This window comes from Nonomuraea sp. NPDC059023 (genome assembly GCF_042740095.1).
In the GTDB taxonomy this organism is placed as follows: Bacteria; Actinomycetota; Actinomycetes; order Streptosporangiales; family Streptosporangiaceae; genus Nonomuraea.
Map to the genome: position 1 here is coordinate 89,433 of NZ_JBHYIO010000022.1, position 24,312 is coordinate 113,744.

Consider the following 24,312-nt stretch of genomic DNA (forward strand, 5'->3'; position numbering starts at 1 on the left):
GGAGCCCGCGTCTACCCCAGAAGGCCTGCCGTATGCCGGCCCGCCGCCGCTGAGGTGAGGAAATAGGCCAGATCCTCCTCCAGCCCGCGTCCCATCGTCGACAACCGCACGGGCGCGGCGCTCAGCGCCTCGTGCAGGCCCTCGACCGGCACCGCCACCAGCTCATGCCGTACGGCCAGCATCTCGGCCTGGTCCCTGACCCGCTCCCCGAACGCCCCCGGCAGCTCCGGCACCGGCACCTGCGCCGGGGCCAGCGCCACCCGCCCATAGGCGGTCAGCGAGTGGTGGGAGACGCCCACGTGCCGCTCGCGCCTGTCGCCCTCGCTGACCCGCAGCGCCGCCACCGGCCGCCCGCGCAGCACGGCGGCCGCGTTGACCGCCTCGCCCGCCGACACGCCGGAGAAACCCCACCGCGTGCCCGTGCCGAGATTGCCGGGGCCCTGGGTCACGATGGCCACGTCCGCCTCCAGCACGTGCCTGGCCGCCAGCAGCCCGGTGTGCGTGGTGACCGCCTCGACGTCGCCGCCGAAGGCCTGGCCAACCGTCACGACGCCGCTCAGCCAGCCGATCTCGCGCAGCTTCGCGCACGACATGGAGAACCAGGCGGGCAGGGCGCCGCCGTCCAGCATCACGTAGGCCACGCGCACGCCGGGGCGCGCGGCGTACAGGCCGCACAGGATCGGCGCCAGCGCCGAGTGCAGGTCGGCCACCACGACCGGCATGCCGTCCAGCGAGTCGGCCTCGCGCAGAAGCTCGTGGTAGGGCGAATCCTGCTCGTCCGCGCCCAGCACCGTGGCCTGCAGCGGGGTGTAGCGAGCCTTCACGAGGTGACCGGGACCGGTGGGATCTTCCGGCAATCTGTTCGGGACGGCCACCACCATGGCGTAACCTCCCGTACCGAGACCCATCGCGAGTGCCGTCGTGTTGAGCAGCACCTCGTCGCCGGGTTCCGGGCGGCCCACCAGGGGAGGGTAGGCCAGCGCCCGGCACTCACCCTCGGGAACGGCGACGTCGAGCTCCACCGCCCCAGGCCACTCGCGCCGGATCCGCGTCACCTCGCCCATGCGCCATCTGATCACCAGGGCAGGGTAGCGTCGAACACAGGAGGAGTGAGGGCAGATGTCGCGCCGTAAGACCGAGCGGTTGCTCAATCTTGTGATCTGCCTGCTCGCCACGCGCCGGCCGTTGTCGGCCGAGCAGATCCGCCAGGCCGTGCCGGGCTACGACCGCGACGGCGACGAGGCGTTCCAGCGCATGTTCGAGCGCGACAAGAACGAGCTGCGCGAGATCGGCATCCCCATCGACGTCGTGCGCGACCCGTGGGAGGACGAGCCCGGCTACCGCATCGAGCGCCAGTCCTACGAGCTGCCCGAGATCACGCTGGAGGCCGACGAGGCCGCGGTGCTCGGCCTGGCCGCGCAGGTGTGGCAGCGTGCCAGCCTGGCCGAGGCGGCCTCGGGGGCGCTGCTGAAGCTGCGCGCGGGCGGCGTGGCCACCGACGCGGCCGGCGGCGGGGCGCTGGAGCTGCGCGTCGACACCCGCGACCCCGCCTTCCCCGCGCTCTGGGACGCCGTGCGCGACCGGCGCGTGGTCCGCTTCGACTACCGCAGCGCCGGCAGCGAGAACGTGCGCACCCGCACCGTGGAGCCGTGGGGCGTGGTCAGCCGGCGCGGCCGCTGGTACCTGGCCGGCTTCGACCGCGACCGCGACGCGCCGCGCGCCTTCCGCCTCAGCCGCATCATCGGGCAGGTCGCCGCCGTGGGCAGGCCGGGCGCCGTCGAGGTGCCGCCGGGCGTCGACGTGCGCGAGATGATCGGCTTCCCCGAGGAGCCGATGGAGGAGCGCGTGGCCACCCTGCGCGTACGGCAGGGCGCCGGGGAGGGGCTGCGCCAGCTCGCCTCCGTCACCCGCGCGGGCGGCGGCGGATGGGACGAGGTGGAGCTGGGCTTCTCCGACCCGGAGCGGCTGGCGGGCTGGATCGCCAGCATGGGCTCCGACGTGGAGCTTCTCGACCCGCCCGACGCCCGCGAGGCGGTCATCCGGCGGTTGAAGGGGGCGCTGGCATGAGCCGCGTGGTCCGGTCGGTCGTGGTGAAGGGGGCTTGGGCGTGAGCGGAAGCGCGGATCGGCTGCCGAGGTTGCTGTCGCTCGTGCCGTACCTGATGTCGCACCCGGGTGCGCAGGTCGGCGAGGTGGCCGAGGTGTTCGGCCTCAGCGAGAAGCAGCTCATCGACGACCTGCAGCTGGTGTGGATGTGCGGCCTGCCCGGCCACACCCCCGGCGACCTCATCGACGTCTCCTGGGACGGCGGCGAGATCGTCATCGACAACGCCGACACCATCGCCAGGCCGCTGCGCCTGGGGATCGACGAGGCCAGCGCCCTGCTGGTGGCGCTGCGGATGCTCGGCGCGATGCCGGAGTTCGCCGAGGTGCCCGGTGACGCGCTGCCGCGCGTGGTGGCCAAGCTGGAGCGCGCCGCCGGCGAGGGCGCCGCCGCCGTCAGCAGCCAGGTCGCGGTGGACGTCGACGCCGCCCCGGACGCGCTGCCCCGGGTGCGCGACGCGCTCAACAGGAAGCGCCGCCTGTCGCTGCGCTACTACGTGCCGGGCCGCGACGAGGTGACCCCGCGCGAGGTCGACCCCACCCGGGTCATGGTCGTGGACGGCCGCACCTACATGGAGGGCTGGTGCTACCGCGCGGAGGCGATGCGGCTGTTCCGGCTCGACCGCGTCGTGGGCGTCGACGTGCTGGACGTGCCCGCCGACCCGCCCGCCGACGCCGAGCCGATCGACGTCACCCAGGGCGTCTTCCGGCCCTCGCCGACCGACGAGCTGGTCGAGCTGGAGGTCAGCGCGGCCGGGCGGTGGGTGGCGGAGTACTACCCGGTCGAGGGCGTGACCGAGCTGGGCGAGGGCCGGCTGCGCATCGCGCTGCGCGCCCGTGACGAGGACTGGGTGCTCAAGCTGGCGCTGCGGCTGGGTGACACCGGCCGCGTGGTCGCCCCCGGGGCGATGGCGGAGCGGGTGCGCGAGGAGGCCGAGCGCGCCCTGGCCCTGTACGCTCACCGGTCATGACGTGGATCTTCGTGGCGATCGGGCTCGGGGTCGCGGGCATCGCCGTCCTGGTGGCCGCGGGGGTGCGGGTCCTGTCCGCGGCACGCGAGCTGAGCAGGGAACTCACGCGCGCCGAGGCCCGGATTTCGCCCGCCGAGGAACGCCTGCGGGGTCAAATCGGGATGAACAAGGCCGTGGAGGGATGAGTCTGGGCCCCGAGCAGCGTACGATCGTGGCTGAGAAAGCCTCTCGCTCGCACTAAAGGAAGTTTTCCATGTCCTTCGGACCTGAGTGGATCGTCATCATCGTGGTGCTTCTCCTGCTGTTCGGCGGCAAGAAGCTCCCCGACCTCGCCCGCGGTGTGGGCCGGTCCCTGCGCATCTTCAAGGCTGAGACCAGCGACCTGCGCAAGGAAGACGACGACGACTCCAAGACCACGGTGGTACAGGGGCAGACCGTGCAGCAGCCGGCCGCGCCCGTCAGCCCGCAGCAGATCCCGCCGGCCGTGCCTCCGCTGACGCCGGAGGAGCAGGCCCGCCGCCTTGAGGAGGAGGCCGCCCGGCTGCGTGCCAACGCGCAAGCCGACAAGCAGGCCTGACCCAACCACACGGACGAGGACCGCACATGGCGCTGCTCAAACGGACGAGCTCCGAGAGCTCCGGGGGCTCGGAGGCACCTCAGGACTCCGAGGGCCGCATGCCGCTCATGGATCACCTCCGTGAGCTGCGCAACCGCATCGTCATCTCCGTCCTCGCCCTGGCCGTGACCACCATCGTCGGGTTGATCTTCTTCGATCCGATCTGGAAGTTCATGGCCGAGCCGTACTGCTCGCTGAAGATCTCCCAGCAGCTGCGGCCCGAGTGCACGTTCGCCGTGCGCGGCGTCTTCGAGTCCTTCTTCGTCAACCTGCAGGTCGCCGCGCTTTTCGGGCTCGTGGCCGCCTCTCCGGTGTGGCTGTACCAGGTCTGGCGGTTCGTGACGCCGGCCCTCTACCGCAACGAGAAGAAGTACACCGTCACATTCCTGGCGATCGCCGTCCCGCTGTTCCTCGTGGGCGCCGCCTTCGCCTACCTCGTGATGGACACCGGCCTCGGCTTCCTGCTGTCGTTCATGCCCGAGAGCGCGCTGCCGTTCATCGAGATGAACGAGTACCTCAGCTACTGGGTGATCATGCTGCTGGTGTTCGGCGTCTCCTTCGAGGTGCCGCTGCTCATGGTCTTCCTGAACATCATCGGGGTGCTGCCCCGGGCGACGCTGGCCAAGCACCGCCGCCTGATCGTCTTCCTGCTCTTCGTCTTCAGCGCGATCATCACGCCGGGCGGCGACGTCTTCACCATGCTCGCCCTGACCGTGCCGATGCTGATCCTGTTCGCGCTGGCCGAGTTCGTGATGTTCCTGCGCGAGCGGCGCCTGCCCGCGACCGAGGACTACTCCGGCCTGGATGACGACGAGGCCTCGCCGCTGGAGACCCCCGCGGACGTCACGGCGGACAACACCGACATGGAGACCGGCCCCGACACCCGGTGATCACGGCCTTCACCAGGTGACCGGCAGCGCGCGCACGCCGTAGAAGACCGCCTGCTCCTTGAACTCGAGCCGCTCCAGCGGTACGGCCGGCGCCAGCGTCGGCACGCGGCGGAACAACGTGCCGAACACGACCTGCAGCTCCACGCGGGCCAGCGGCTGCCCCAGGCACTGGTGCGGGCCGAAGCCGAACGCGATGTGGTGGCGGCTCTCCCTGCCCACGTCGAGGGCGTCCGGCGTGGGAAAGGCCGACGGGTCCCGGTTGGCGGTGCTCTTCACCACGATGATCCCCTCGCCCCGGCGGATCAGCTGCCCGCCGACCTCGATGTCCTCGCGGGCGACGCGGCGCGCCTCGGTGTGGGTGACCGACAGGTAGCGCAGCAGTTCCTCGGCCGCGGCGGCCGGGGCGACCGAGCCGTCGCGGACCGCGGCCAGCTGCGCGGGGTTCGCCAGCAGCGCGGCGGTGCCGAGGGCGATCATGTTCGCGGTCGTGTCGTGCCCGGCCACCAGCAGCAGCTGGCCCGTCGTCGCGATCTCGGCGCGGCTCAGCACGCCTTCGACGGCCAGCCTGCTGAGCACGTCCTCGCCCGGCTCGGCCCGTCTGTGGTCCACCAGCCGCTCCAGGTAGGCGTGGAGCTCCTCGCTGGCCGCCAGGGCCCGTGCGGGGTCGCCCTCGTCCATGACGAGCTCGCCGGCCACACGCTGGAAGAAGCCGCGTTCGGCGTACGGCACGCCCAGCAGCTCGCAGATCACCAGCGACGGCACCGGCATCGCGAACGCCTCGAACAGGTCGGCGGGCTTCGGGCCGTCGAGCAGGGCGTCGATGAGCCCGTCCACGATCTCCTGGATCCTGGGCCGCAGCGCCTCCATCCTCCTGACCGTGAAGTCGGCGGTCAGCAGCCGCCGGTGGGTGACGTGCTCGGGCGCGTCCATCTGCATCAGGGTCTTCATCCGGGCGTCGCGGGCCTTGCTGACGGCGTTGGTGTGCGGGAAGCCGGGCTCGGCGACGTCGACGCTGACGCGCGGGTCGGCCAGCAGCGCCCGGGCGTCGGCGTGCCGGGTGACCATCCAGGCCGTGCCGCCGTCCCAGAGGCGTACGCGGGCGACCGGGCCGTGTAGCGTCAGGCCCGGCGGCGGGTCGAAGGGGCAGCGGGCGTCGCGGGGCATCGGGAAATCAGGGGTGTTCGCCATGTATTCCAGCCTGTCGTTGAACACGGCCCGGAGACTTCTGGCCGTTTCGCGCAGGTCAGGCGGGGCGCAGCCTCAAGCCCGGGGGCAGGCTGATCTGGTGTCCTTCCCGAATCCCCGGTAGGTTCCGGGCGTGTCCGTGCAACTCGCCCTCCTCGTGAACCCGGCCGCGCGCGGCGGCCGTACCGTGCGCCTGCTGGAGCCGGTGGTGCGCCGCCTGCGTGACGGGGGCGCCGACGTGTCGGTGATCGTCGGCGATGACGCCGCCGACGCCCTCGCCCGAGCGTGTACGGCCGCCGCCGAACGCCCCGACGCCCTGGTCGCCTTCGGCGGTGACGGGCTGGTGCACCTGGCGGTCCAGGCCGTGGCGGGGACCGGCGTGCCGCTGGGCATCATCCCCGCGGGCACGGGCAACGATATCGCCGCCGCCTTCGGCCTGCCGCGCAAGGACCCGCTGGCCGCTGCGGACGTGGTGCTGCGCATGCGTTCCCGGCGGGCCGACGCCGCCTGGATCGATGCCGGCGACGACGTGGGGGAGTGGTTCGCGGGAGTGGTGTGCTGCGGGTTCGACTCCCGGGTGAACGAGCGGGCCAACCGGCGGACGTGGCCGCCGGGCATGGCGAAGTACCTGGTGGCGCTGGTGGAGGAACTGCGCACGTTCCGGCCGATCCCGTTCCGGGTGACGCTGGACGGCGGCGAGGTGATCGAGCGGGAGGCGATGCTGGTGTCGGTGGCCAACACCAGCTCCTACGGCGCGGGCATGCGGGTCTGCCCGGACGCGCGGCCCGACGACGGGCTGCTGGACGTGATGGTGCTGCGGGCGGTGTCGAAGGGGGAGTTCCTGCGGGTGTTCCCCAGCGTGTACCGGGGCACGCACGTGCGGCATCCGGCGGTCTCGATCCACCGGGTCCGCACGGTCACGCTGGAGGCGCCGGACGTGGTCGCCTACGCCGACGGCGAGCGCGTCGGCCCGGCCCCGGTCACCTGCCGGATCGAGCCCGGCGCCCTGCACGTCCTCACCTGATCTACTTTGTAAAGGCGTCGTCAGATCGCCACGGTGGCGAGCGTCTCCATGGCGGCCCGCTCCCGCTCCGACAGCTCCCGCAGGATCGCCGCCGCGTCCCGCGCCTTGCCGCCGGTCAGCAGTTCCGCCACCGCGCTCCACATCGGCGCGATCCCGGCGTACATCGTGTGCGCCCGCCGCAGCGCCGGGTCCTCGGCGATCGTCAGGCACTCGGCCAGGAAGTCCCGGTACAGGTTGCGGAACAACGCGCCCCCGGTGCCCGCGCGCTCCATCAGCATGCCGGTCTCCGGCGGCAACCCCTCCACCAGGTCGGCCGTCTTGGCGATCCCGCGGTGGCCGAAGTTGGCGATGGGCGCGGACAGGAAGTCGGCCGCGTTGGCGCGGATGGCCGGGCCGATCACGGCGGCGAGGGCGCCGGGCCGGCCGGTGAGGGTGAAGGACAGGTGGCGGGCGGTCATCGGCCCCCGCTCTGCCCGCGCCGCCGCCAGGCTCTCCAGGCTGGTGGTCACCGCGCCGCCCTGCTGATCGGTGTCCACCAGGTACGCGCGTTCGCCGTCGTAGCCGTACATGGCCACCACGTGGCCGCCGAAGCGCACCTTGGTGGTGAAGTACTCCAGGTGGTAGCTGTCGAGCTGCAGGCCCACCGGCAGCCCGGACTCCAGCGCCGCCCGCACGTTCTCCCACCCCTTCCGGGCCGAGGCGCTCTCGCGTACCACCAGGTCGAGGCCGAGCCGCCTGGCCAGGTTCCCGGTCAGCTCCATGGGCTTGATCCGCCCGCCGACGAAGCCCTGCCAGTAGATGAAGCCGAGCCCGGAGCCCAGGCCGAAGAGCATGGGCTCGGACAGGTCCGCGCCCTGGTGGCGCAGGAGCACGCCCAGCGCGCTGGTCTCGCAGTGGGCGGTGCCGTACGGGGAAATGTCGTGGAGCATCATGAGGACCAGCATGGGCTCTCCGCCCATGGGAGAGTCCACCCCGGCCGCCCGGCTACCTGGCCTGACCGGAAAGGCGGTTTCGGTAGGCTGATCGGTATGACGACGCCAGCGGAGCGCTACGCGGCCTTCCGCGAGAAATTCGGGGACGACGGCACGGCCCTCAGGTCGTTCCGTGGACTGTACGACTTCGAGCTCGACGAGTTCCAGCTCGACGCGTGCCGGGCGCTGGAGGCCGGCGACGGGGTCCTGGTGGCCGCCCCCACCGGATCGGGCAAGACGGTCGTCGGCGAGTTCGCCGTGCACATCGCCCTGGAAATGGGCATGAAGTGCTTCTACACCACCCCGATCAAGGCGCTGTCCAACCAGAAGTACAACGACCTGGTCAAGAGGTACGGCACCGCCAAGGTGGGCCTGCTCACCGGCGACAACAGCGTCAACGGCGAGGCCCCGATCGTGGTCATGACCACCGAGGTCCTGCGCAACATGCTGTACGCGGGCTCCTCCACGCTGTCCGGCCTCGGCTTCGTCGTCATGGACGAGGTGCACTACCTGGCCGACCGCTTCCGCGGCGCGGTGTGGGAAGAGGTCATCATCCACCTGCCCGAGTCGGTCAGGCTGGTGGCGCTGTCGGCGACGGTCTCCAACGCCGAGGAGTTCGGCGAGTGGATGGGGGAGGTGCGCGGCGACACCACAGTGATCGTCGACGAGCACCGCCCGGTGCCGCTGTGGCAGCACATGATGATCGGCAACAGGATCTACGACCTGTTCATCACCGACGAGCTCACCCCGCGTATCAACCCGACGCTCATGCGGGTCACGCGTGACGCCGAGCGCCTCACCCAGGGCAAGGGCCGGCGCGGCTACGGCCGTCCCCAGCGCTCGCGGCCGCCGGACCGCGCCCAGGTCATCGAGAAGCTCGACGGCGAGGGTCTGCTGCCCTCGATCAGCTTCATCTTCTCCCGCGCCGGCTGCGACGCCGCGGTCATGCAGTGCCTGTACGCCGGGATCCGGCTGACGACCGAGCGCGAGCAGCACGAGATCCGCCAGATCGTCGACGAGCGCACCGCCCACCTGCCCGACGAGGACCTCGCCGTCCTCGGCTACCTGGAGTGGCGCGACTGCCTGGAGCGCGGCCTGGCCGCCCACCACGCGGGCATGCTGCCGGCCTTCAAGGAGGTCGTCGAGGAGCTGTTCACGCGCGGCCTGGTCAAGGCGGTCTTCGCCACCGAGACGCTGGCGCTGGGCATCAACATGCCCGCCCGCAGCGTGGTCATCGAGAAGCTCGACAAGTGGAACGGCGAGACCCACGCCGACCTCACACCCGGCGAGTACACGCAGCTGACCGGCCGGGCCGGGCGGCGCGGCATCGACGTCGAGGGCCACGCCGTCGTGCTGTGGCAGCCCGGCATGGACCCGCTGGCCGTGGCGGGCCTGGCCGGCACCCGCACGTACCCGCTGCGCTCCAGCTTCCAGCCCTCCTACAACATGGCCGTCAACCTCGTCGGCCAGTTCGGCAGGGAGCGCACCAAGACGCTGCTGGAGGCCTCCTTCGCCCAGTTCCAGGCCGACCGGGCCGTGGTCGGGCTGGCCAAGCAGCTGCGCAAGCAGGAGGAGGCGCTCGACGGCTACCAGGAGGCCATGACCTGCCACCTGGGCGACTTCCCCGAGTACGCGGCGCTGCGCCGCCGGTTGTCCGACCGCGAGGCGGAGCTGTCCAAGGAGCGCGGCGCGGCGCGGCGGGCGGCGGCGGTCAAGTCGCTGGAGGCCCTGCAGCCCGGTGACGTCATCCGGGTGCCCGGCGGGCGCCGGGCGGGGCTGGCGATCGTGCTCGACCCGGGGCGCAACCCGCGCGGCCACGGCCCGAGTCCGCTGGTGCTGACGATCGGCAAGCAGGTCAAGAAGCTCGACCCGGCCGACTTCCCGGTGCCGGTCGAGCCGATCGAGAAGCTGCGCATCCCCAAGAACTTCAACCCGCGCGCGCCCAAGGAGCGTGCCAACCTCGTCTCCACGCTGCTGGCCAAGATCGGCGACCGCGATCTGGGCAAGCCGCAGCGCGCCCGCGACCACGCGGTGGAGGACGAGGAGATCAACGAGCTGCGGCGCCGTATCCGCCGGCATCCGTGCCACGGGTGCGACGAGCGTGAGGACCACGCGCGCTGGGCCGAGCGCTACTACAAGCTGCTGCGCGAGACCGAGGGCCTGCGCCGCAGGGTCGAGGGGCGCTCGCACGTCATCTCGCGCACCTTCGACCGCATCTGCGCGGTGCTGGAGCAGCTCGGTTACCTGGAGGACGAGAGCGTCACCGAGGAGGGCCGCCGCCTGGGCCGCCTCTACACCGAGCTCGACCTGCTGACCGCCGAGTGCCTGCGCCAGGGGTTGTGGGAGGAGCTCGACCCGGCCGAGCTGGCGGCGTGCGTGTCCGCGCTGGTCTTCGAGTCGCGCCAGGCCGACGACGCCCGCCGTCCCAAGATCCCGGCGGGACGCGCCCAGGACGCGCTGACCAAGATGGTGCGGCTGTGGGGCGAGCTGGAGGCGATCGAGAACGACCACGCCCTGCAGACGATCCGCGAGCCCGACCTGGGCTTCGCGTGGGCGGCCTTCCGCTGGACCAAGGGGCACAGCCTGGACGCCGTGCTGGCCGACGGCGTCAACGGCGGCGAGCTGGCCGCGGGCGACTTCGTCCGGTGGGTCAAGCAGCTCATGGACCTGCTCAGCCAGCTCGGCGCGGCGGCGCCGAAGGACAGCAAGGTCAAGGCGACCGCGGGCAAGGCGATGGACGCGATGCGCCGCGGCGTGGTGGCCTACTCGTCACTGACCTGAGCCCGTCAAGGGCGCGCTCCGCTCGGGAGCGCGCCCGGGCGCGGTCTAGACGCGCTGCCAGAGGGCGGCGACGTTCGGCGGCTCCCAGCCGGGCAGCGCGGTGTGCGACTGCAGGCACTGGTAGGTGACGCCGTTGTAGGTGACCCGGTCGCCGGGGCGGTAGGCGGTGCCCGAGGCCCACGTACCGCCAGGCTGCGTGGGAGTGGGGGTCGGTGTGGGCGTCGGGGTCGGTGTCGGTGTCGGGGTCGGCGTGGGGGTCGGCGTCGGCGTCGGGTTCGAGCCGCCGAACTGCACGTCGGAGCAGGTGTAGAAGGCCTCGTTGCTGCCTACGACCCGCTGCCAGATCGAGTACAGGATGTGCCGCCCGGTGCGCTGCGGGATGTCGATCGTCCAGTTCGTGAACGTCGTGGGGTTGAAGTTGTTGAACGTCTTGATGTGCACCAGGTCCGACCAGCGCAGCGGCTGCGTCGGGTTCCAGCCTTCGCGGGTGATGTAGAACTCGAAGTTGCTGTTCGAGTGCGGCGCGGAGGCGTGGTAGGTGATGGTGCGCGGCCCTGCGCTGAACTGCGTGGCGGGCCAGTCGGCGCGCTGCAGGTCCAGGCCCCGGTACTTGTCACGGCCCGCGCTGCAGAGCTTGCCGTCCGGGATGATCTGACGGTGGCGCCCGCCGGCCTCCAGCAGGGAGACCTCGTTCCAGTCGTAGAAGGCCTGGGTCCCGCCGGCGGCGACGGCCGCCTTGCAGGCGTCGGACTTGGGCGTCTCGGGGCCTTCGTTCTTGCAGGTGTAGACGCGGCTGGGCGGGTTGGACATGGTGCCGTGGGCAAGGGCCGGGGTGCTGGTGAGGACGGAGGCCAGCAGGGCCAGGGGCAGGCTGGCGGTGGTCGCGAGGGCCACCTTGTTTCGGGTTCGCAACTGTCTCTCCTGGAGAACGGGGGGTGAGGAGCGCGCAGCGGCCGATGTATCTTTTAGGAAACTTTCCTAAGAGTTCAACTATCGCCGAAGGGACGGTTTGACGCAAGGGATTGACGGATGAATGACGAAACCCTACGCTCCCGAATTTGCAGGAAACTTTCCTGTAAATTCGAGCATCAGGCCCCCGGCCCCCGTGCGTGCGCAGCCGCGGGGGCCGGGTTCTTCCCTAGTTGTCCTGCACGAACCGCTGGGCGAGCTGCCGTCCCAGTGTGATCGCCTGGTCGTGGTCGTCGATGGTCTGGACCTTGGTCCCGGTTCCGGTGAAGACGATGTAGGTCACCGGGCCGTCGGTGCCGCCGTTCTTGGGATCGGGGTTGATGCCCAGGTTCGCCGCGGCCGCGTACGAGGCCTCGCCGATGATCGCCGCGGGGCCGGTGTCGCCCATCACCGTGTACTCCACCTGGCCGTTGTAGACGATCGCGACCACGGTGCCGCAGCCGATGCCCCTGGTGCGGTAGTCCCAGGTGCCGCCGGGACTCGGAACCACCATGTACGGCAGGCGCGCCGCGTTGAGGTAGCCGCCGCCGCTGGCCGGGCAGAAGGTCTGGGGCTGGAAGCAGCAGTCGGTGTCCTCGTTGCACTGCGCGGTGCGCACCCCGTCGCAGTCGATGTCCATGTCGCCCGTCCAGTGGACCGCGCCGGTCTTGGCGCAGACCGGGACGGTGCCCGTGGCGACGTCGGCGTCGGTCTTGTAGCGGCCGTTGGAGATCTGCGGGCAGGTGGTGACCTTGGACAGCAGTTGATCGGCGGTGGGCCCGCCGGTCCCGGTGTCGGCACGGCCGGTCACCGGCGCGCTGGCGGCCGACTCGTTGCCGGCGGCGTCGAGCGCGGTGACGGTGTAGGTGTGGGTGGAGCCGGTGGCCAGGCCGCCGACGGTGGCGGCGGGTGCCGGCGAGGTGGCCACGACGACGGTGCCCTCGTAGACGCGGTAGCCGGTGACGCCGACGTTGTCGCTCGACTCGGTCCAGGCCAGCGAGATGCTGGTGGCCGAGGTGCCGGTCACGCGCGCGCCGGCGGGCGCGGTGGGCGCCTGGCCGTCGGGGCCGCTCGCGCCGCTGACGGTGATCCGGTCGACGTTCGGGCCGCCGGTGGCGGTGGTCCCGGTCGCCCGGACGGTGCTGAGGCCCGCGGCCAGCGTCACCGCGACCTGCTTCTCGCTCCAGGTGCTCCAGGCGCCGGTACCGGGGAAGGACACGCCCGCCGCGACGATGGCGCCGTTGACGGCGAGGTCCATGGGCCGGGCGGCGGTGGTGCCGTTGGCGTAGCGGACGGTCAGCGTGTGCACGCCGGCCTCGGCGACGTTGACGCTCCACTCGATGGACCCGCCGGGCGCGTTGACGTAGTCGACGAAGCCGGAGCCGGTGTAACCGGCGTGGTTGGTGGCCACGCTCGCCTGTGACAGGACGGCGCTCTCCGCCTGGTACTCGGTGGCCGGCGCGCCGGTGGTGGTCACGTCGAGGAAGTCGAGGTTGGGGTTGCCGCCCGCGCCGGTGGAGGTGACGCGGACGGTGTTGTCGCCCGCGCGCAGCGCCGCGGTCAGGGTGGAGGTGGCCCAGGCGCTCCACGCGCCGGTCGGGCCGAAGGAGCGCCCGGACGAGACGAGCGTGCCGTTGACGGCGACGTCGGAGGTGCGGGCCGTGGACGTGCCGTTGGCGAAGCGCAGGGCGAGGGTCGCGGTTCCCGCCGCGGGCGCGCGCACCGTCCATTCCGTGTACGGCCCCGCCACGTTGTCACTGTTGACGAATCCGGTGCCGGAGAAGCCCGGGTGGTTGGCCTCGACCACGCCCTGGACGCTGGTGGCGTTCTCGGCCTCGTAGCGGGTGGTGGCGGCCTGGGCGGGCAGGACCGCGACCAGGGACAGCACCAGGACGCATAAGGAAAGCACCGATAAGCGGCCCATGCCATGCTCCTTCCGAATTTATTAGGAAAGGTTCCTAACGACCATGCTGATCCGTTCTGGTGAGGATTGCCAGTCATTCCCTTGCATGGCCGTCCCAGCGGGCTTACGATCCGCGTAATTCTTAGGAAACTTTCTTTAAAGAAAGGCCTGGCACGTGCGCCGATCACTCACCCCCCTGATCGCCGTCCTCGTGGTTCTCGCTCTGTCGACCCTGCCCGCCAACGCCGCCGGCCGGCTGCTGGCCGCGTTCAGCCTGTCGGGGACGACCGGCACGTTCGTGGTCAGCAACCCCGGCACGAGCGCCGTCACGGGCTGGTCGATCGTGTTCGAGTTACCCTCGGGCGTCACCGCGAGCAATCCCCAGAACGCCACCATCCGCCAGAACGGCACCAAGGTGACGCTCACCCCGGCCTACTACATCGACAATCTCCAGCCGGGCAAGAGTACCGAGCCGTTCAGCCCCAAGGTCACGCTCAGCTCCGCCGTACAGCCGACCAGTTGCAAGGTCAACGGCGCGAACTGCGACGGAACCGGACCCGAGCCACCCGCCCCCGCGCCCGTCACCGCCACCTATGACGTCAACGGCACCTCCGCCAAGATCGTCGTGGCCAACAACGGCACCGCCGCGCTCAACGGCTGGAGCGTCGTCTTCGACCTGCCCGCCGGCGTCACCGCGAGCAACGCCCAGCACGCCTCCATCAGCCAGAGCGGGCGCACGGTGACGCTCTCGCCCGCCCACTACAACACCACCATCGCGGCCGGCCGTACGACCGAGCCCTACAGCCCGGCGTTCACGGTCAGCAGCGCCAACGCCGAGCCCACGAGCTGCCGCGTCAACGACGTCAACTGCGACGGCTCCGCCGACGCCCCGCCCGGCGCGCCCGGCAACCCGCGCTCGCCGGTGAAGACCACCAAGACCGTCTCCCTCGCCTGGGACGCGGCCACCCCCGGCAGCCTGCCGATCACCGGGTACGAGGTCTACAACGGCAGCGCCCTGGCCACCAGCGTCACCGGCACCGAGGCCACCGTCTCCGGCCTGACCCCGAACACGTCCTACACCTTCACCGTCAAGGCCAAGGACCGCAAGGGCACGCTCTCGGCGGCCAGCGCCCCGGTCACGGTCACGACCAACAACCCCGCCGACGACACCCAGGCGCCGACGGTGCCCGGCAACCTGCGCAGCACCGCGCGTACCTCCGCCAGCGTGACGCTCGCCTGGAACGCCGCCACCGACAACACCGGCGTGGCCAACTACGACGTCTACGCCGGCTCGACGCTGGCCGCCACCGTCACCGGCACCACCACGACGGTCACCGGGCTGTCGCCGTCCACCGCCTACAACTTCACCGTGCGCGCCCGGGACCTGTACGACAACCTCTCGGCCGCCACCGCCCCCGTCGCCGTGACCACGCTCGACATCGTCGAGACCGGTTACGCCCGCGTCGGCTACTTCGTGCAGTGGGGCATCTACGGCCGCCAGTATTTCGTCCGCAACCTGGACACCACCGGCGCCGCCGCCAAGCTCACCCACATCAACTACGCCTTCGCCAACATCGACCCGGTCAACCTGACCTGCCTGCAGGGTGTCACCAAGGGCACCACGCCCAACCCGCAGGACCCCAGCCAGGGCGACGGCGCCGGCGACGCCGAGGCCGACTACGGCCGGCCCTTCAGCGCCGGCCAGTCCGTGGACGGCGTGGCCGACACCGGCTGGGAGAAGCTGCGCGGCAACTTCAACCAGATCAAGAAGCTCAAGGCCAAGCACCCGCACCTGAAGGTGCTCATCTCGCTCGGCGGCTGGACCTACTCCAAGTACTTCTCCGACGTGGCCGCCACCGACGCCGCCCGCAAGAAGTTCGTCTCCTCCTGTATCGACATCTACATCAAGGGCAACCTGCCGGTGGTCAACGCCGCCGGCGGCCCCGGCGCGGCCGCGGGCGTCTTCGACGGCATCGACCTCGACTGGGAGTGGCCCGGCGCCGAAGGACACGCCGGCAACCACGTCAGCCCCAACGACAAGGCCAACAACACGCTGCTCATCGCCGAGTTCCGCCGCCAGCTCGACGCCCTGACCACCACCACGGGCAAGCGCTACCAGCTGACCGCGTTCACCCCCGCCGACCCGGCCAAGATCGCGGCCGGCTGGGACCTGCCCAACATCGCCCCCAACCTCGACATCTTCAACATCCAGGGCTACGACTTCCACGGCGCCGGCAGCGACAACTCGTGGGAGCCCTTCCGCACCGGCCACCAGGGCAACCTCTACCTGGACGCCGACAGCCCCTACAACCCCGATTTCAGCGTGGAGAAGGCGGTCAACGTCTACCTCAACGCCGGAGTCAACCCGCGCAAGCTGACCATCGGCCTGGCCTACTACGGCCGGGGCTGGAAGGAGGTCGCCGAGGGCGGCAAGGCCGGCGAGTGGCAGTCGGCCAACGGCGCCGCCCCCGGCCAGTTCGCCGAGGAGGCCGGCACCCGCGGCTACAGCAACCTCATCGCCGGCGTGCCCGGGTGCGCGGTCAAGCACGACGAGGCCGCCGTCGCCACCTACTGCTACACCGGTCCAGGCGGCCAGTGGTGGAGCTTCGACGACACCTGGTCGATCGGCAAGAAGACCGCATGGATCAAGAGCAAGGGCCTGCTGGGCGCGATGATCTGGGAGATGTCCGGTGACACCGGCACCCTGACCACCGCCCTCGACGCCGGCCTCCGGTAAGCCCGCTCCGGGGCGACCCCTTCTGGATAGGGGTCGCCCCGGCACGGCAGGGGTTGGATCACCCCGCCCGCCTGGCTTTACTGCCTGTATAGGCGGAAAAAGAAGGCGGAGGTGTACCCGAAATGGGCGACCAGCTCACCCAGCAGGCCGTGTGCAACACGATGAAGGGCATCGTGGCCCGCGTCCTCCAGGTCGAGGAGGGCGGCATCATGCCCGGCTCGCGCATCACCGACCTCAGCCTCGTCGAATCGATCAAGCTGCTGCGCATCGGCGGCCGCATCGAGCGCGCCTTCGGCATCGAGCTCGACAACGAGGTGCTCTTCCGCACCGCCACGCTGAGCGAACTGGCCGACGAGGTCCACCGGCTGTGCCTGCGCGAGCAGGAGCAGGCCGCCTGAGAACACCGAGCGGGTCAGGAGAGCGGCATTGAACACCTTCCCGTCCGCCGAGGCCCTTGAGCACACCCTCGGCGACCCCCACCTGCCGAACGGCCCGCTCACCTACGCCGCCGCCATGGCCGGTGACCGCGCGGAACGCCGTCCACACGCCTCCCTGGACCGCCTGCGCGGCTGGGGCTACCCGGCGTTCCTGGTGCCCGCCGCGCTCGGCGGCCGCCTCACCTCGCTGGAGGAACTGCTCGCGCTGGCCCGCGTCGTGGCCGGGCGCGACCCCACCGCCGCCCTGATCGCCACCTCGCCCTGGATGGCCGGCGTCCCCGTCTGGCAGGCCGGCACCCCCGCCCAGCAGCGCGCCTACGCCGACGCCGCCCTGCGCGGCCAATGGTCGGCGCTGTCCCTGCGGGAGCCCGAGCACCGGCCGCGGGAGGGCGTCACGGACACGCTCACCGCCTGCCGCGCCGACGGCGGCTACCGCCTCGAAGGCACCGCGACCATGGTCAGCGACGTGCGCATGGCCCGCTTCGCCTGCCTGCAGGCCCGCGAGCCCGAGACCGGCGCCGACACCCTCCTGCTCACCGACCTGGAGCAGCTGCCCACCGCCGGGTACGAACTGCTGCCCCGCGTGTCCACGCACGGCGTACGCGGCGCCGACGTGGCCGGGATCCGCTTCCACGGCGCGTTCGTGCCCGCCTCGGCGGTGCTCGGCCGTCCCGGCGGCGGCGCCGACCTGGCCGGCCGTACGCTCGCCACGATCAGGACCGTCCTGCCCGCCTTCGGCCTCGGCGCCCTCGACACCGGCCTGCGCTGCGCCTTCGACTTCCTGCGCCACCAGCGCGTGCACGGCGGCCGCGCCATCGACCTGCCGCCCGTCCGCGCCGAACTGGCCGCCGCCTACCTCGACCTGCGCGTCGCCGAGACCGTCGCGAGCACCTGCGCCCGCCTCCTGCAGCGCCTGCCCGCGCTCGCGCCCGTCTCCTCCGCCGTCGCCAAGTACCTGGTCCCGCACCTGGCCGAGCAGCGGCTGCGCCGGCTGGCCGGCGTGCTCGGCCCCCGCTACCTGCTGCGCCAGGACCACTGGTCGGGCATCTTCGACAAGCTCCTGCGCGACGCGCGGCTGTTCGTCCTGCTGCACGGCGCCGCCCACGACATGCTCGGCGCGCTCGCCGCCCAGCTGTCCTGCCTGGACGCGCCCGGGGCCGACCCGCGCCGCGCCGATCCGGCCTTCCTGCCCGGGTGCGTGGCGCCGCCGTACCCCTCGGGGCTGCGCGCGCTCGCCGTCGCGAGCGGAATCGACCCCGTCACGGCAGGACTCGACGAGGTGTGTACGGCGCTGCGGACCCACGAGCCTGCCCTGGCCGGATCGGCGGCGCTGCTGCTGGCCGAAGGCGCCCGCCTGCGCGCCGACGCCCGCGAGCCCGCCGATCCCGGCACCGAGGCCGGCCAGCGCGCGGGGGAGCGCTACGCCCGGGTCTTCGCCGCGCTCTGCCTGGCCAGGCGGCACCTGGCCGGGGAGCGGCTGCACTGGCTGGCGCCCGCGCTCACCGCCGTGCTGCGCCCCGGCACGCCGCTGCCCGGCGAGAACGTCGAGAGCCTGTTCCTGGAGCTGGCCATGGAGTACGCCGGCCGGTCCGCGCTGTCCCTGTCGCGGCCGGCCTGACGGGGAGGAGAGCGCATGGACGAGGCGATCACCCGCGCGCTGGCGGTCGCCGCCCAGCTCGACCGGGCGCTGGCCGACCCCATGGACGAGCGCAACCCCGCATCCTTCCACGCCGCCGTCCGCGCCGACCGCGACGCCCGCTTCCCCCGGCACCTGTGCGGGTCGGCGCTGGCGTGGGGGCTGGCCGAGTACCTGATCCCGGCGGTCTCCGGCGGCAGGCTCACCTCGCTGGAGGAGGCCTTCGCCCTGTTCAGGGTGCTGGCCAGGCGCGACCTCACCGCCGCCACGGCGATCGCGGCCAGCTTCCTGTCGGCGCTGCCCGTCTGGCGCGACGGCAGCCAGTCGCAGCGCAGGGCCGTGGCCGGGCTGCTGCGCGAGCACGAGCTGATGGGGCTGCCGGTCGGCGAGGCCGAGCAGGGCGTGGACATCCTGGCCCGCGAGATCGCCGCCTTCGGCGACCGGCACGCGTGGCGGCTGGACGGGCGTACGTCGCTGATCGACAACGGCAGCCACGCCGCCGGGACGACGGTGCTGGCCCGTACGGGTGACGGGCCCACGACCTTTCTGCTGCTGCGCGGGGACGGCGAGCACTGGTGGTTCCAGCCCGCGCACGAGGCGCACGGCCTGCGCGGCGGCGCGCTCAGCCGGCTGACGCTGGCCGGGGTGCCCGCCGGGGACGCGCAGGTGGTCGGCGGGCTCGGGCAGGGGCTGACCACGGCCGGGCGCACGCTGCCGGTGGCGCGGCTGCTGGTGGCGGCGCTGGCGCTCGGGGCGCTCGACACGTGCCTGCGGACGGCACTGCCGTACGCGGAGGGGCCGGGCCGCGACGCGGCGGACTCCGCCGGACCGGGCCGGGCTGTGGCCGAGGCCGCGGGGCCGGGCGGGGCTGTGGCGGGTGAGGTGCTTGCGCGGCGGCTCACCGACGCCTATGCGGATCTGCTGATCGGGGAGGCGCTCTGCCACGAGCTGTGCCGGACCGCGCGTGAGGACCCGCATGCCTTCGCCGCGGCCAGCGCCCGCCTGGCCTGCCTGGCGGCGCGGCTGGCGGGCGACGCCGTGGAGACGCTGGCGGGCGCGCTCGGCGGGCCGGGGTACCGCGCCGGCATCGTGGAGAAGATGCGCCGCGACAGCGCCGTGGCGGGCGCGCTGGCCGACGACCAGTTGCCGCCCGCGCTGCCCGAGGACGACCTGCCGCCCGACCCTTTCGTGCAGGTGCCGCCGGAACTGTCCTGGCTGGGCCCGTCGCCCGCCGCGCCGCCGCCCCGCGAGAACGGCCTGGCCGCCGCGGCCCGCGTGATCGGCGAGGACGGGCTGCCGGGACCGCACGCGCCCCGGCTGCTGGAACTGCTCGGCTTCTTCCGCGCCCGCCGCTCCGGCTGCGCGCACGCCGAGGCCGCCGCCGCCTGCGCCGCCGCGTGGATGCGGGCGCGGGGCAGGGACGGCTACCACATGTGCGGGGGCTGGCTGCTGCTGTGCCTGCGGCGGCTGGCCGTACTCCTGGGTCAGGAGCAGCCCGAGGACGGCGGCGTGCGCAGAGTCGCGCTGGTACGGCTGCGCAAGGCCGCCGAGCAGCGGCGGCTCTTCTCCGACCACGACGTGGAACTCGCCTGACCCGCGCCGCAAACTGACCGCCCGGTCAAGATGCTGTCGTCAATGGTTCACCCATCGTCACCTCCGGGCCAGTTTCCTTGGCGATCTCGGCGGACATCCCCATGTCGAAGCCCGTCAGCCCCTCGGACGCATCCGCTGAGGCCCGCCCCCCACGCGGTGTCCGGCTCCTTGCCAGGAGGTTGAGATGTTCGCCCTCGTCGCCGCCCTGCTGTTCCTCCTCGCCCTGATCTTCGAGATCGCCGACGTGGCCGTCGGCGGCGTGATCACCGTCGCCACGCTCGGCACCGCCGGCCTGCTCTGCGTCGCCCTGCACCTCATGGGCGTGGGCGCCGGCTGGAGCCCCATGAAGAAGTGATCCCGGCCCTCCCACGGCGAGCCGCACACGTCCCGGTGTGCGGCTCGCCCGGTTTGCGGCGAGAATCACGGGCAGCATCCGTGATCGCCAGGAGGGCTCTTGCCGCTCAGACCCCACATCGACGCCGCGCTGGCCAGACGGCTGGTGGACAGCCAGTTCCCGCAGTGGGCCGGGCTTCCGCTCCATCTCGTGGACCCGGGCGGCTCCGACCACATGATCTACCGGCTGGGCGAGGAACTCTCCGTACGGCTGCCGCGCCACTCCGGCGCCATCGAGCAGGCGGCCAAGGAACTGGAGTGGCTGCCGCGCCTGGCCCCCCACCTGCCGCTGGCCATCCCGGCGCCGGTCGCGGTGGGCCGGCCGGACTTCGGCTATCCCTGGCCGTGGGGGGTCTCGCGCTGGCTGGAGGGCGAGGTCGCCACGGTGGAGGCGCTGGCCGACTCCGGCGAGGCCGCGGTGGATCTGGCCGCGTTCCTGCTGGCGCTCCAGGCCTTCGCCGTACCCCTGGGGAGCGAGTTGCAAGGGGAGCCGCTGGCCGCCCGCGACGACTCCACCCGCGCGGCGATCGCCCGGGCGGACGGCGCCTTCGACGGCGCGGCCATGACCGCGCTGTGGGAGGAGGCGCTGGCGGCGCCGGAGTGGGGACACGATCCGGTTTGGTTCCACGGCGACTTCCACACCGGCAACCTGCTGACCGTCGGCGGCCGGCTCAGCGCGGTCATCGACTTCGGCGGCCTCGGCGCCGGTGACCCGGCCTGCGACCTGACCATCGCCTACACCCTGATGTCGCCCGCCGGCCGCACCGCCTTCCGCACGGCCCTGGACGTGGACGAGGCCACCTGGCTGAGGGGGCGGGGCTGGGCGCTCACCACCGGCCTGAACGCCTACAACGCCTACGCCGCGGTCAACCCCCGGGTCGCCGGGCAGACCACCCGCCAGATCACCCAGGCCCTCACCGGCTGAGCGCGGACGCCGCCCGGACGGCGACCGCCGCGGCGAAGGCCGAGATGACCGGATGCGGCCGGGACCGCTCGCCGGACAACTCCGGCTGGAACAACGTGCCCAGGAAGAACGGGTGGCCGGGGATCTCGGCCACCCGCACCGACCCGTCCTCGGCCCGGCCGGTGAAGGCCAGCCCGCCCGCGCTCATGAGCGCCTCGTGCCCGGGGTCCAGCCCGTAGGAGCAGTTGTACGCGGCCACGGTCGAAGGCGCGCCGATCACCCGCTCGGCCAGCGAGCCGGGCGTCAGCAGGACCAGGCTCTCGTGCCCGGCCAGCGAGCACCGCAGCGGCGTCAGCAGGAACCGCCCGCCGTCCGGGTCGTTCTCGGCGTGGGCGACGTCCAGGCCGCACACCCCGCGCGCGAACTCCAGCAGCGCGTGCTGGAAGCCGCCGCACGTGCCGAGGAAGGGTATGCCGTGCTCGCGGGCCGTGCGGGCGGCGTTGACCGCGCCCTCCTCGCTGGCGTACGGGCTGCCGGGCAGTACCCAGATGCCGTCGAAGCCCTCCAGGCCGGACACGGCCTCGGGTGTCGGGATCCAGTAGGCGTCGAGGGCGAGGCCGTCGCGCTCGCGCAGGGACTCGAGGATCCGGGGTACGCGGGCGTGGGCCCGTACGCTGGGCGAACGGTCGGCGACCAGGGCGATTCTCATGGCCATCAGCCTGCCCGTCCCGCGCGGATAAGGCCAACGACAGTTCCTGGTGTTCTGATAAGAATTGCTGATGGACTCGCGCCTGCTCCGCACCCTCGTCCGCGTGGCTCACCTGGGGTCGTTCTCGGCCGCCGCCGAGGAGCTCGGCTACACCCAGTCCGCCGTCTCCCAGCAGATCGCCGCGCTGGAGGCCGACCTGGGGCTGCCGCTGCTGCGCCGGCGCCCGGTCGAGCTGACCGAGGCGGGGGCGCGGTTGCTGGAGCACGCCGGGCCGCTGCTGCTGCGCATCGACGCCGCCCGTGCCGACGTGCGGCGTACCGCCGCCGCGCCCGCCCACCGGCTCACGGTGGCCGCCACGCCGCTGGCCGTCACCCCCGGCATCGCGGCACGGCTGGCGCGCGCCCGCGCCGCCCAGCCCCGCCTGCACGTCGAGCTGAGGACCGCGAGCCGGGACGGTGTGGCCGTCGAGGTCGCCACCGGCCGCGCCGAACTCGGCCTGGCCGACGGCATCACCGCGCCCAGCGACCCGCTGCGGCTGCCCGACGCCGGGCCGATGAGCGCGCTCGGCGTGGCCGAGGAGGACCTGGTCGTGGCGCTGCCCGGCGGGCACCCGCTGGCCGGGCGCGCGGGGCTGCGGCTGGGCGACCTGGTGGACGCGGTCTGGCTCCAGACCTCGCTGTGCTCGCTGGAACGGCTGCGCGAACTGGTCGGCGAAGGCTTCAGGGAGGGCCTGGCCTATGCCGGCGACGACGTGCACACCGTGCTCAACCTGGTCAGGGCCGGGCACGGGCTCACGTTGCTGCCCGCGTCGGTGGGGGAGGGGGTGCCGCTGCTGGGGCCGCGGCTGGTGCACCGGGTCGAACTGCTGCACGCCTGGCTGCCCCCGGGCCCCGCCGCCGAGGTACGCGACGCCTTGACGCCCTCTCCCGCGCCCGCCTGACACCCGGAGCCGCCCGTCGACACGCTCCACGGCGGGCGGGCCACGTCGCTGAAGGGTCACACAGGGGGCCCTCGGACGGGTCCGGCCGGAGATCGAGACGTGCGGCCCCGCCACGGCTCGGTGCGTTCGGGCAGCGCCTCAGGGGAGGGTGAAGCGGATTTCGCGGGTCGCGGGGTCGGCCTTGGCGAGCCGTACCGTGACGCGCTCGCCCAGCGGCAGGGCGCCGTCGCAGCGCGCGATCACGGCGGGTTCCACGAGCTGGACCTGACCGCCGGTGCCGCGCTCGTCCACGTCGATCACGACCGCGGGGAAGTCCTGGCCGATGCGTTCGCGCAGCAGGAAGGCCTCCACCAGGTCCACGCAGGCCCGCTCCACCCCGCCGGCGCGCCGCCCGGTCGCCGACATGACCTCGGGCAACTCGGGCAGCGCCGCGCGTATCGCGTCGGGGATCGGCTCGCCCGCCGCCACCGCCAGGCACACCTCGGTGGCGTAGCGGTCCACCAGGCGCCGCAGCGGCGCGGTCACGTGCGCGTACGGCGCCGCCACCGCGGAGTGCTCTGCCAGTGCGGGCGGCTCGCCGTCGAAGGCCACGTAGCCGGAGCCGCGCAGCAGCACCTTCGACTCCTGCAAAAACGCCGCCTGCTGCGGGTTCCTGGGGTCGAGGCCGTGCACGACCGAGCCGTAGGTGCCGCCGTCGGGCCAGGGCACGTCCAGCGCCCGCGCCACCCGGCGCACCTTGGCCAGGTCGGCGGGGCGCGGCGGCGGCAGCACCCGGAGCACGCCGACCTCGGCGTCCAGCATCATGGTGGCCGCAGCCATGCCGGTCAGCAGGGAGATCTGGGCGTTCCAGGCCTCGGCGGGCAGCGGGACGCGGAACTCCAGGCGGTAGCCGTCACCGTCGGCCACGACCTCCTGCTCGGGCGTCGGCAGCGTGACGCCGCCGCGCTCGCGCTCCAGTTGCAGGCGCAGCCGGCCGATCTCCTCCAGGAGCGCGAGGGTGCCGTCGGCGGTGCCGGTGTCGGCGGCGGCCTGCACGTAGGCGTAGTCGAGGCGCTCGCGGCTGCGGACCAGGGCCCGCTGGACGTCGGCGCCGGCCATGCGGCCCTCGGCGTCCAGGTCGATCTGCCAGACCGCGGCCGGGCGGGTGGTGCCGGGCAGCAGGCTGGCCGCGCCCTCCGACAGCACCGGCGGATGCAGCGGGACCTTGCCGTCGGGCAGGTAGACGGTCTCGCCCCTGGCGTGGGCCTCGGTGTCGAGCGCGCCGCCGGGCCGTACGAAGGAGGCGACGTCGGCGATCGCGTACCACACGCGGAAACCGTCGCGCCGGCGCTCCAGGTGGACGGCCTGGTCGAGGTCCATCGACCCGGGCGGGTCGATGGTGACGAACGGCAGGTCCGTGAGGTCCTTGCGCTCACCGTGGTCCGCGCCCGCGGCCCGCTCGGCCTCCCGGAGCGCGGCCGGCGCGAACGCCTCCGGCAGCTTCAGCTCGCGCCTGATCCGCTCGAACCCCTCGTCCAGCCGGGCCGGGACCTCGCCGTGCACGCGAATCTTGGTCGTCACAGGGCAAACCTA

Annotated in this window: 21 protein-coding genes; 14 read left to right on the forward strand and 7 right to left on the reverse strand. The window is 72.7% G+C overall.

What is annotated here, in order from left to right:
- Positions 1 to 11: 11 nt before the first annotated feature.
- Positions 12 to 1,079, reverse strand: a complete 1,068-nt coding sequence (locus tag ACFWYW_RS32980) for a DUF3866 family protein (protein ID WP_379623545.1) — start codon at positions 1,077 to 1,079, stop codon at positions 12 to 14.
- Positions 1,080 to 1,119: 40 nt separating this feature from the next.
- Between ACFWYW_RS32980 and ACFWYW_RS32985 the strand changes: the two genes are divergently transcribed.
- The 5 genes from ACFWYW_RS32985 to tatC all read left to right on the forward strand — a co-directional run bounded on the left by ACFWYW_RS32985 (position 1,120) and on the right by tatC (position 4,579).
- Positions 1,120 to 2,067: a helix-turn-helix transcriptional regulator gene (locus ACFWYW_RS32985; protein WP_379623547.1), complete on the forward strand. Its 948-nt coding sequence runs from the start codon at positions 1,120 to 1,122 to the stop codon at positions 2,065 to 2,067.
- A 40-nt stretch (positions 2,068 to 2,107) separates the two neighbouring features.
- Complete coding sequence (locus tag ACFWYW_RS32990; protein WP_379623549.1) at positions 2,108 to 3,073, forward strand: helix-turn-helix transcriptional regulator; 966 nt, start codon at positions 2,108 to 2,110, stop codon at positions 3,071 to 3,073.
- On the forward strand, positions 3,070 to 3,258 hold the full coding sequence (locus ACFWYW_RS32995; RefSeq protein ID WP_379623551.1) for a hypothetical protein: 189 nt from the start codon (positions 3,070 to 3,072) through the stop codon (positions 3,256 to 3,258). The genes ACFWYW_RS32990 and ACFWYW_RS32995 overlap by 4 nt, the downstream gene beginning before the upstream one ends.
- A 68-nt stretch (positions 3,259 to 3,326) precedes the next feature.
- Positions 3,327 to 3,650, forward strand: a complete 324-nt coding sequence (gene tatA, locus ACFWYW_RS33000; RefSeq protein ID WP_379623553.1) for a Sec-independent protein translocase subunit TatA — start codon at positions 3,327 to 3,329, stop codon at positions 3,648 to 3,650.
- Between the two features lie 26 nt (positions 3,651 to 3,676).
- Entirely contained in the window at positions 3,677 to 4,579 is a 903-nt protein-coding gene (gene tatC, locus ACFWYW_RS33005; RefSeq protein ID WP_379623555.1) for a twin-arginine translocase subunit TatC, read from the forward strand.
- A 9-nt stretch (positions 4,580 to 4,588) separates the two neighbouring features.
- On the opposite strand, the gene ACFWYW_RS33010 is transcribed toward tatC, so the two are convergent.
- Positions 4,589 to 5,791: a cytochrome P450 gene (locus ACFWYW_RS33010; protein WP_379623557.1), complete on the reverse strand. Its 1,203-nt coding sequence runs from the start codon at positions 5,789 to 5,791 to the stop codon at positions 4,589 to 4,591.
- A gap of 106 nt (positions 5,792 to 5,897) precedes the next feature.
- Here ACFWYW_RS33010 and ACFWYW_RS33015 point away from each other — a divergent pair, with 106 nt between their 5' ends.
- Positions 5,898 to 6,788, forward strand: a complete 891-nt coding sequence (locus ACFWYW_RS33015) for a diacylglycerol kinase (protein ID WP_379623559.1) — start codon at positions 5,898 to 5,900, stop codon at positions 6,786 to 6,788.
- 20 nt (positions 6,789 to 6,808) lie between these two features.
- On the opposite strand, the gene ACFWYW_RS33020 is transcribed toward ACFWYW_RS33015, so the two are convergent.
- Positions 6,809 to 7,747: a BtrH N-terminal domain-containing protein gene (locus ACFWYW_RS33020; RefSeq protein ID WP_379623561.1), complete on the reverse strand. Its 939-nt coding sequence runs from the start codon at positions 7,745 to 7,747 to the stop codon at positions 6,809 to 6,811.
- A 69-nt stretch (positions 7,748 to 7,816) separates the two neighbouring features.
- On the opposite strand from ACFWYW_RS33020, the gene ACFWYW_RS33025 reads away from it, so the two are divergent.
- Positions 7,817 to 10,540, forward strand: a complete 2,724-nt coding sequence (locus ACFWYW_RS33025) for a DEAD/DEAH box helicase (RefSeq protein WP_379623563.1) — start codon at positions 7,817 to 7,819, stop codon at positions 10,538 to 10,540.
- 45 nt (positions 10,541 to 10,585) lie between these two features.
- Here ACFWYW_RS33025 and ACFWYW_RS33030 read toward each other — a convergent pair whose 3' ends face one another.
- Complete coding sequence (locus ACFWYW_RS33030) at positions 10,586 to 11,452, reverse strand: lytic polysaccharide monooxygenase (protein ID WP_379623565.1); 867 nt, start codon at positions 11,450 to 11,452, stop codon at positions 10,586 to 10,588.
- 226 nt (positions 11,453 to 11,678) lie between these two features.
- Complete coding sequence (locus ACFWYW_RS33035) at positions 11,679 to 13,412, reverse strand: CBM35 domain-containing protein (protein WP_379623567.1); 1,734 nt, start codon at positions 13,410 to 13,412, stop codon at positions 11,679 to 11,681.
- Positions 13,413 to 13,566: 154 nt separating this feature from the next.
- Here ACFWYW_RS33035 and ACFWYW_RS33040 point away from each other — a divergent pair, with 154 nt between their 5' ends.
- The 6 genes from ACFWYW_RS33040 (at position 13,567) to ACFWYW_RS33065 (ending at position 21,112) form a co-directional block, all read left to right on the forward strand.
- Positions 13,567 to 16,128 carry a glycosyl hydrolase family 18 protein gene (locus ACFWYW_RS33040; RefSeq protein ID WP_379623569.1) on the forward strand — a complete coding sequence of 854 codons (2,562 nt, stop codon included), beginning with the start codon at positions 13,567 to 13,569 and terminating at the stop codon, positions 16,126 to 16,128.
- Positions 16,129 to 16,250: 122 nt separating this feature from the next.
- On the forward strand, positions 16,251 to 16,526 hold the full coding sequence (locus tag ACFWYW_RS33045; protein ID WP_379623571.1) for an acyl carrier protein: 276 nt from the start codon (positions 16,251 to 16,253) through the stop codon (positions 16,524 to 16,526).
- 28 nt (positions 16,527 to 16,554) lie between these two features.
- Positions 16,555 to 18,183, forward strand: coding sequence for an acyl-CoA dehydrogenase family protein (locus ACFWYW_RS33050; protein WP_379623573.1), 1,629 nt, complete (start codon positions 16,555 to 16,557; stop codon positions 18,181 to 18,183).
- A gap of 15 nt (positions 18,184 to 18,198) precedes the next feature.
- Positions 18,199 to 19,794, forward strand: coding sequence for a hypothetical protein (locus tag ACFWYW_RS33055; protein ID WP_379623575.1), 1,596 nt, complete (start codon positions 18,199 to 18,201; stop codon positions 19,792 to 19,794).
- A 184-nt stretch (positions 19,795 to 19,978) separates the two neighbouring features.
- Positions 19,979 to 20,149, forward strand: coding sequence for a hypothetical protein (locus ACFWYW_RS33060; protein WP_379623577.1), 171 nt, complete (start codon positions 19,979 to 19,981; stop codon positions 20,147 to 20,149).
- Between the two features lie 99 nt (positions 20,150 to 20,248).
- Positions 20,249 to 21,112, forward strand: a complete 864-nt coding sequence (locus ACFWYW_RS33065; protein ID WP_379623579.1) for an aminoglycoside phosphotransferase family protein — start codon at positions 20,249 to 20,251, stop codon at positions 21,110 to 21,112.
- Here the strand turns inward: ACFWYW_RS33065 and ACFWYW_RS33070 are convergent.
- On the reverse strand, positions 21,102 to 21,800 hold the full coding sequence (locus ACFWYW_RS33070) for a hypothetical protein (RefSeq protein WP_379623581.1): 699 nt from the start codon (positions 21,798 to 21,800) through the stop codon (positions 21,102 to 21,104). The genes ACFWYW_RS33065 and ACFWYW_RS33070 overlap by 11 nt on opposite strands.
- Positions 21,801 to 21,870: 70 nt before the next feature.
- On the opposite strand from ACFWYW_RS33070, the gene ACFWYW_RS33075 reads away from it, so the two are divergent.
- Entirely contained in the window at positions 21,871 to 22,740 is an 870-nt protein-coding gene (locus tag ACFWYW_RS33075; RefSeq protein ID WP_379623583.1) for a LysR family transcriptional regulator, read from the forward strand.
- Positions 22,741 to 22,878: 138 nt separating this feature from the next.
- On the opposite strand, the gene ACFWYW_RS33080 is transcribed toward ACFWYW_RS33075, so the two are convergent.
- A complete protein-coding gene (locus ACFWYW_RS33080; protein WP_379623585.1) occupies positions 22,879 to 24,300 on the reverse strand; it encodes an RNB domain-containing ribonuclease in 1,422 nt (473 codons plus the stop codon).
- Between the last annotated feature and the right edge of the window lie 12 nt (positions 24,301 to 24,312).

Excerpts from the sequence above, each read along its gene's own strand:
- ACFWYW_RS33045 (WP_379623571.1), top strand. The coding sequence starts at position 16,251 with ATGGGCGACCAGCTCACCCAGCAGGCCGTGTGCAACACGATGAAGGGC.
- ACFWYW_RS33025 (WP_379623563.1), top strand. The coding sequence starts at position 7,817 with ATGACGACGCCAGCGGAGCGCTACGCGGCCTTCCGCGAGAAATTCGGG.
- ACFWYW_RS32985 (WP_379623547.1), top strand. The coding sequence starts at position 1,120 with ATGTCGCGCCGTAAGACCGAGCGGTTGCTCAATCTTGTGATCTGCCTG.
- ACFWYW_RS32995 (WP_379623551.1), top strand. The coding sequence starts at position 3,070 with ATGACGTGGATCTTCGTGGCGATCGGGCTCGGGGTCGCGGGCATCGCC.
- ACFWYW_RS33020 (WP_379623561.1), bottom strand. The coding sequence starts at position 7,747 with ATGGGCGGAGAGCCCATGCTGGTCCTCATGATGCTCCACGACATTTCC.
- ACFWYW_RS33075 (WP_379623583.1), top strand. The coding sequence starts at position 21,871 with ATGGACTCGCGCCTGCTCCGCACCCTCGTCCGCGTGGCTCACCTGGGG.
- ACFWYW_RS33070 (WP_379623581.1), bottom strand. The coding sequence starts at position 21,800 with ATGAGAATCGCCCTGGTCGCCGACCGTTCGCCCAGCGTACGGGCCCAC.
- ACFWYW_RS33055 (WP_379623575.1), top strand. The coding sequence starts at position 18,199 with ATGGACGAGGCGATCACCCGCGCGCTGGCGGTCGCCGCCCAGCTCGAC.
- tatA (WP_379623553.1), top strand. The coding sequence starts at position 3,327 with ATGTCCTTCGGACCTGAGTGGATCGTCATCATCGTGGTGCTTCTCCTG.
- tatC (WP_379623555.1), top strand. The coding sequence starts at position 3,677 with ATGGCGCTGCTCAAACGGACGAGCTCCGAGAGCTCCGGGGGCTCGGAG.
- ACFWYW_RS33060 (WP_379623577.1), top strand. The coding sequence starts at position 19,979 with ATGTTCGCCCTCGTCGCCGCCCTGCTGTTCCTCCTCGCCCTGATCTTC.
- ACFWYW_RS33035 (WP_379623567.1), bottom strand. The coding sequence starts at position 13,412 with ATGGGCCGCTTATCGGTGCTTTCCTTATGCGTCCTGGTGCTGTCCCTG.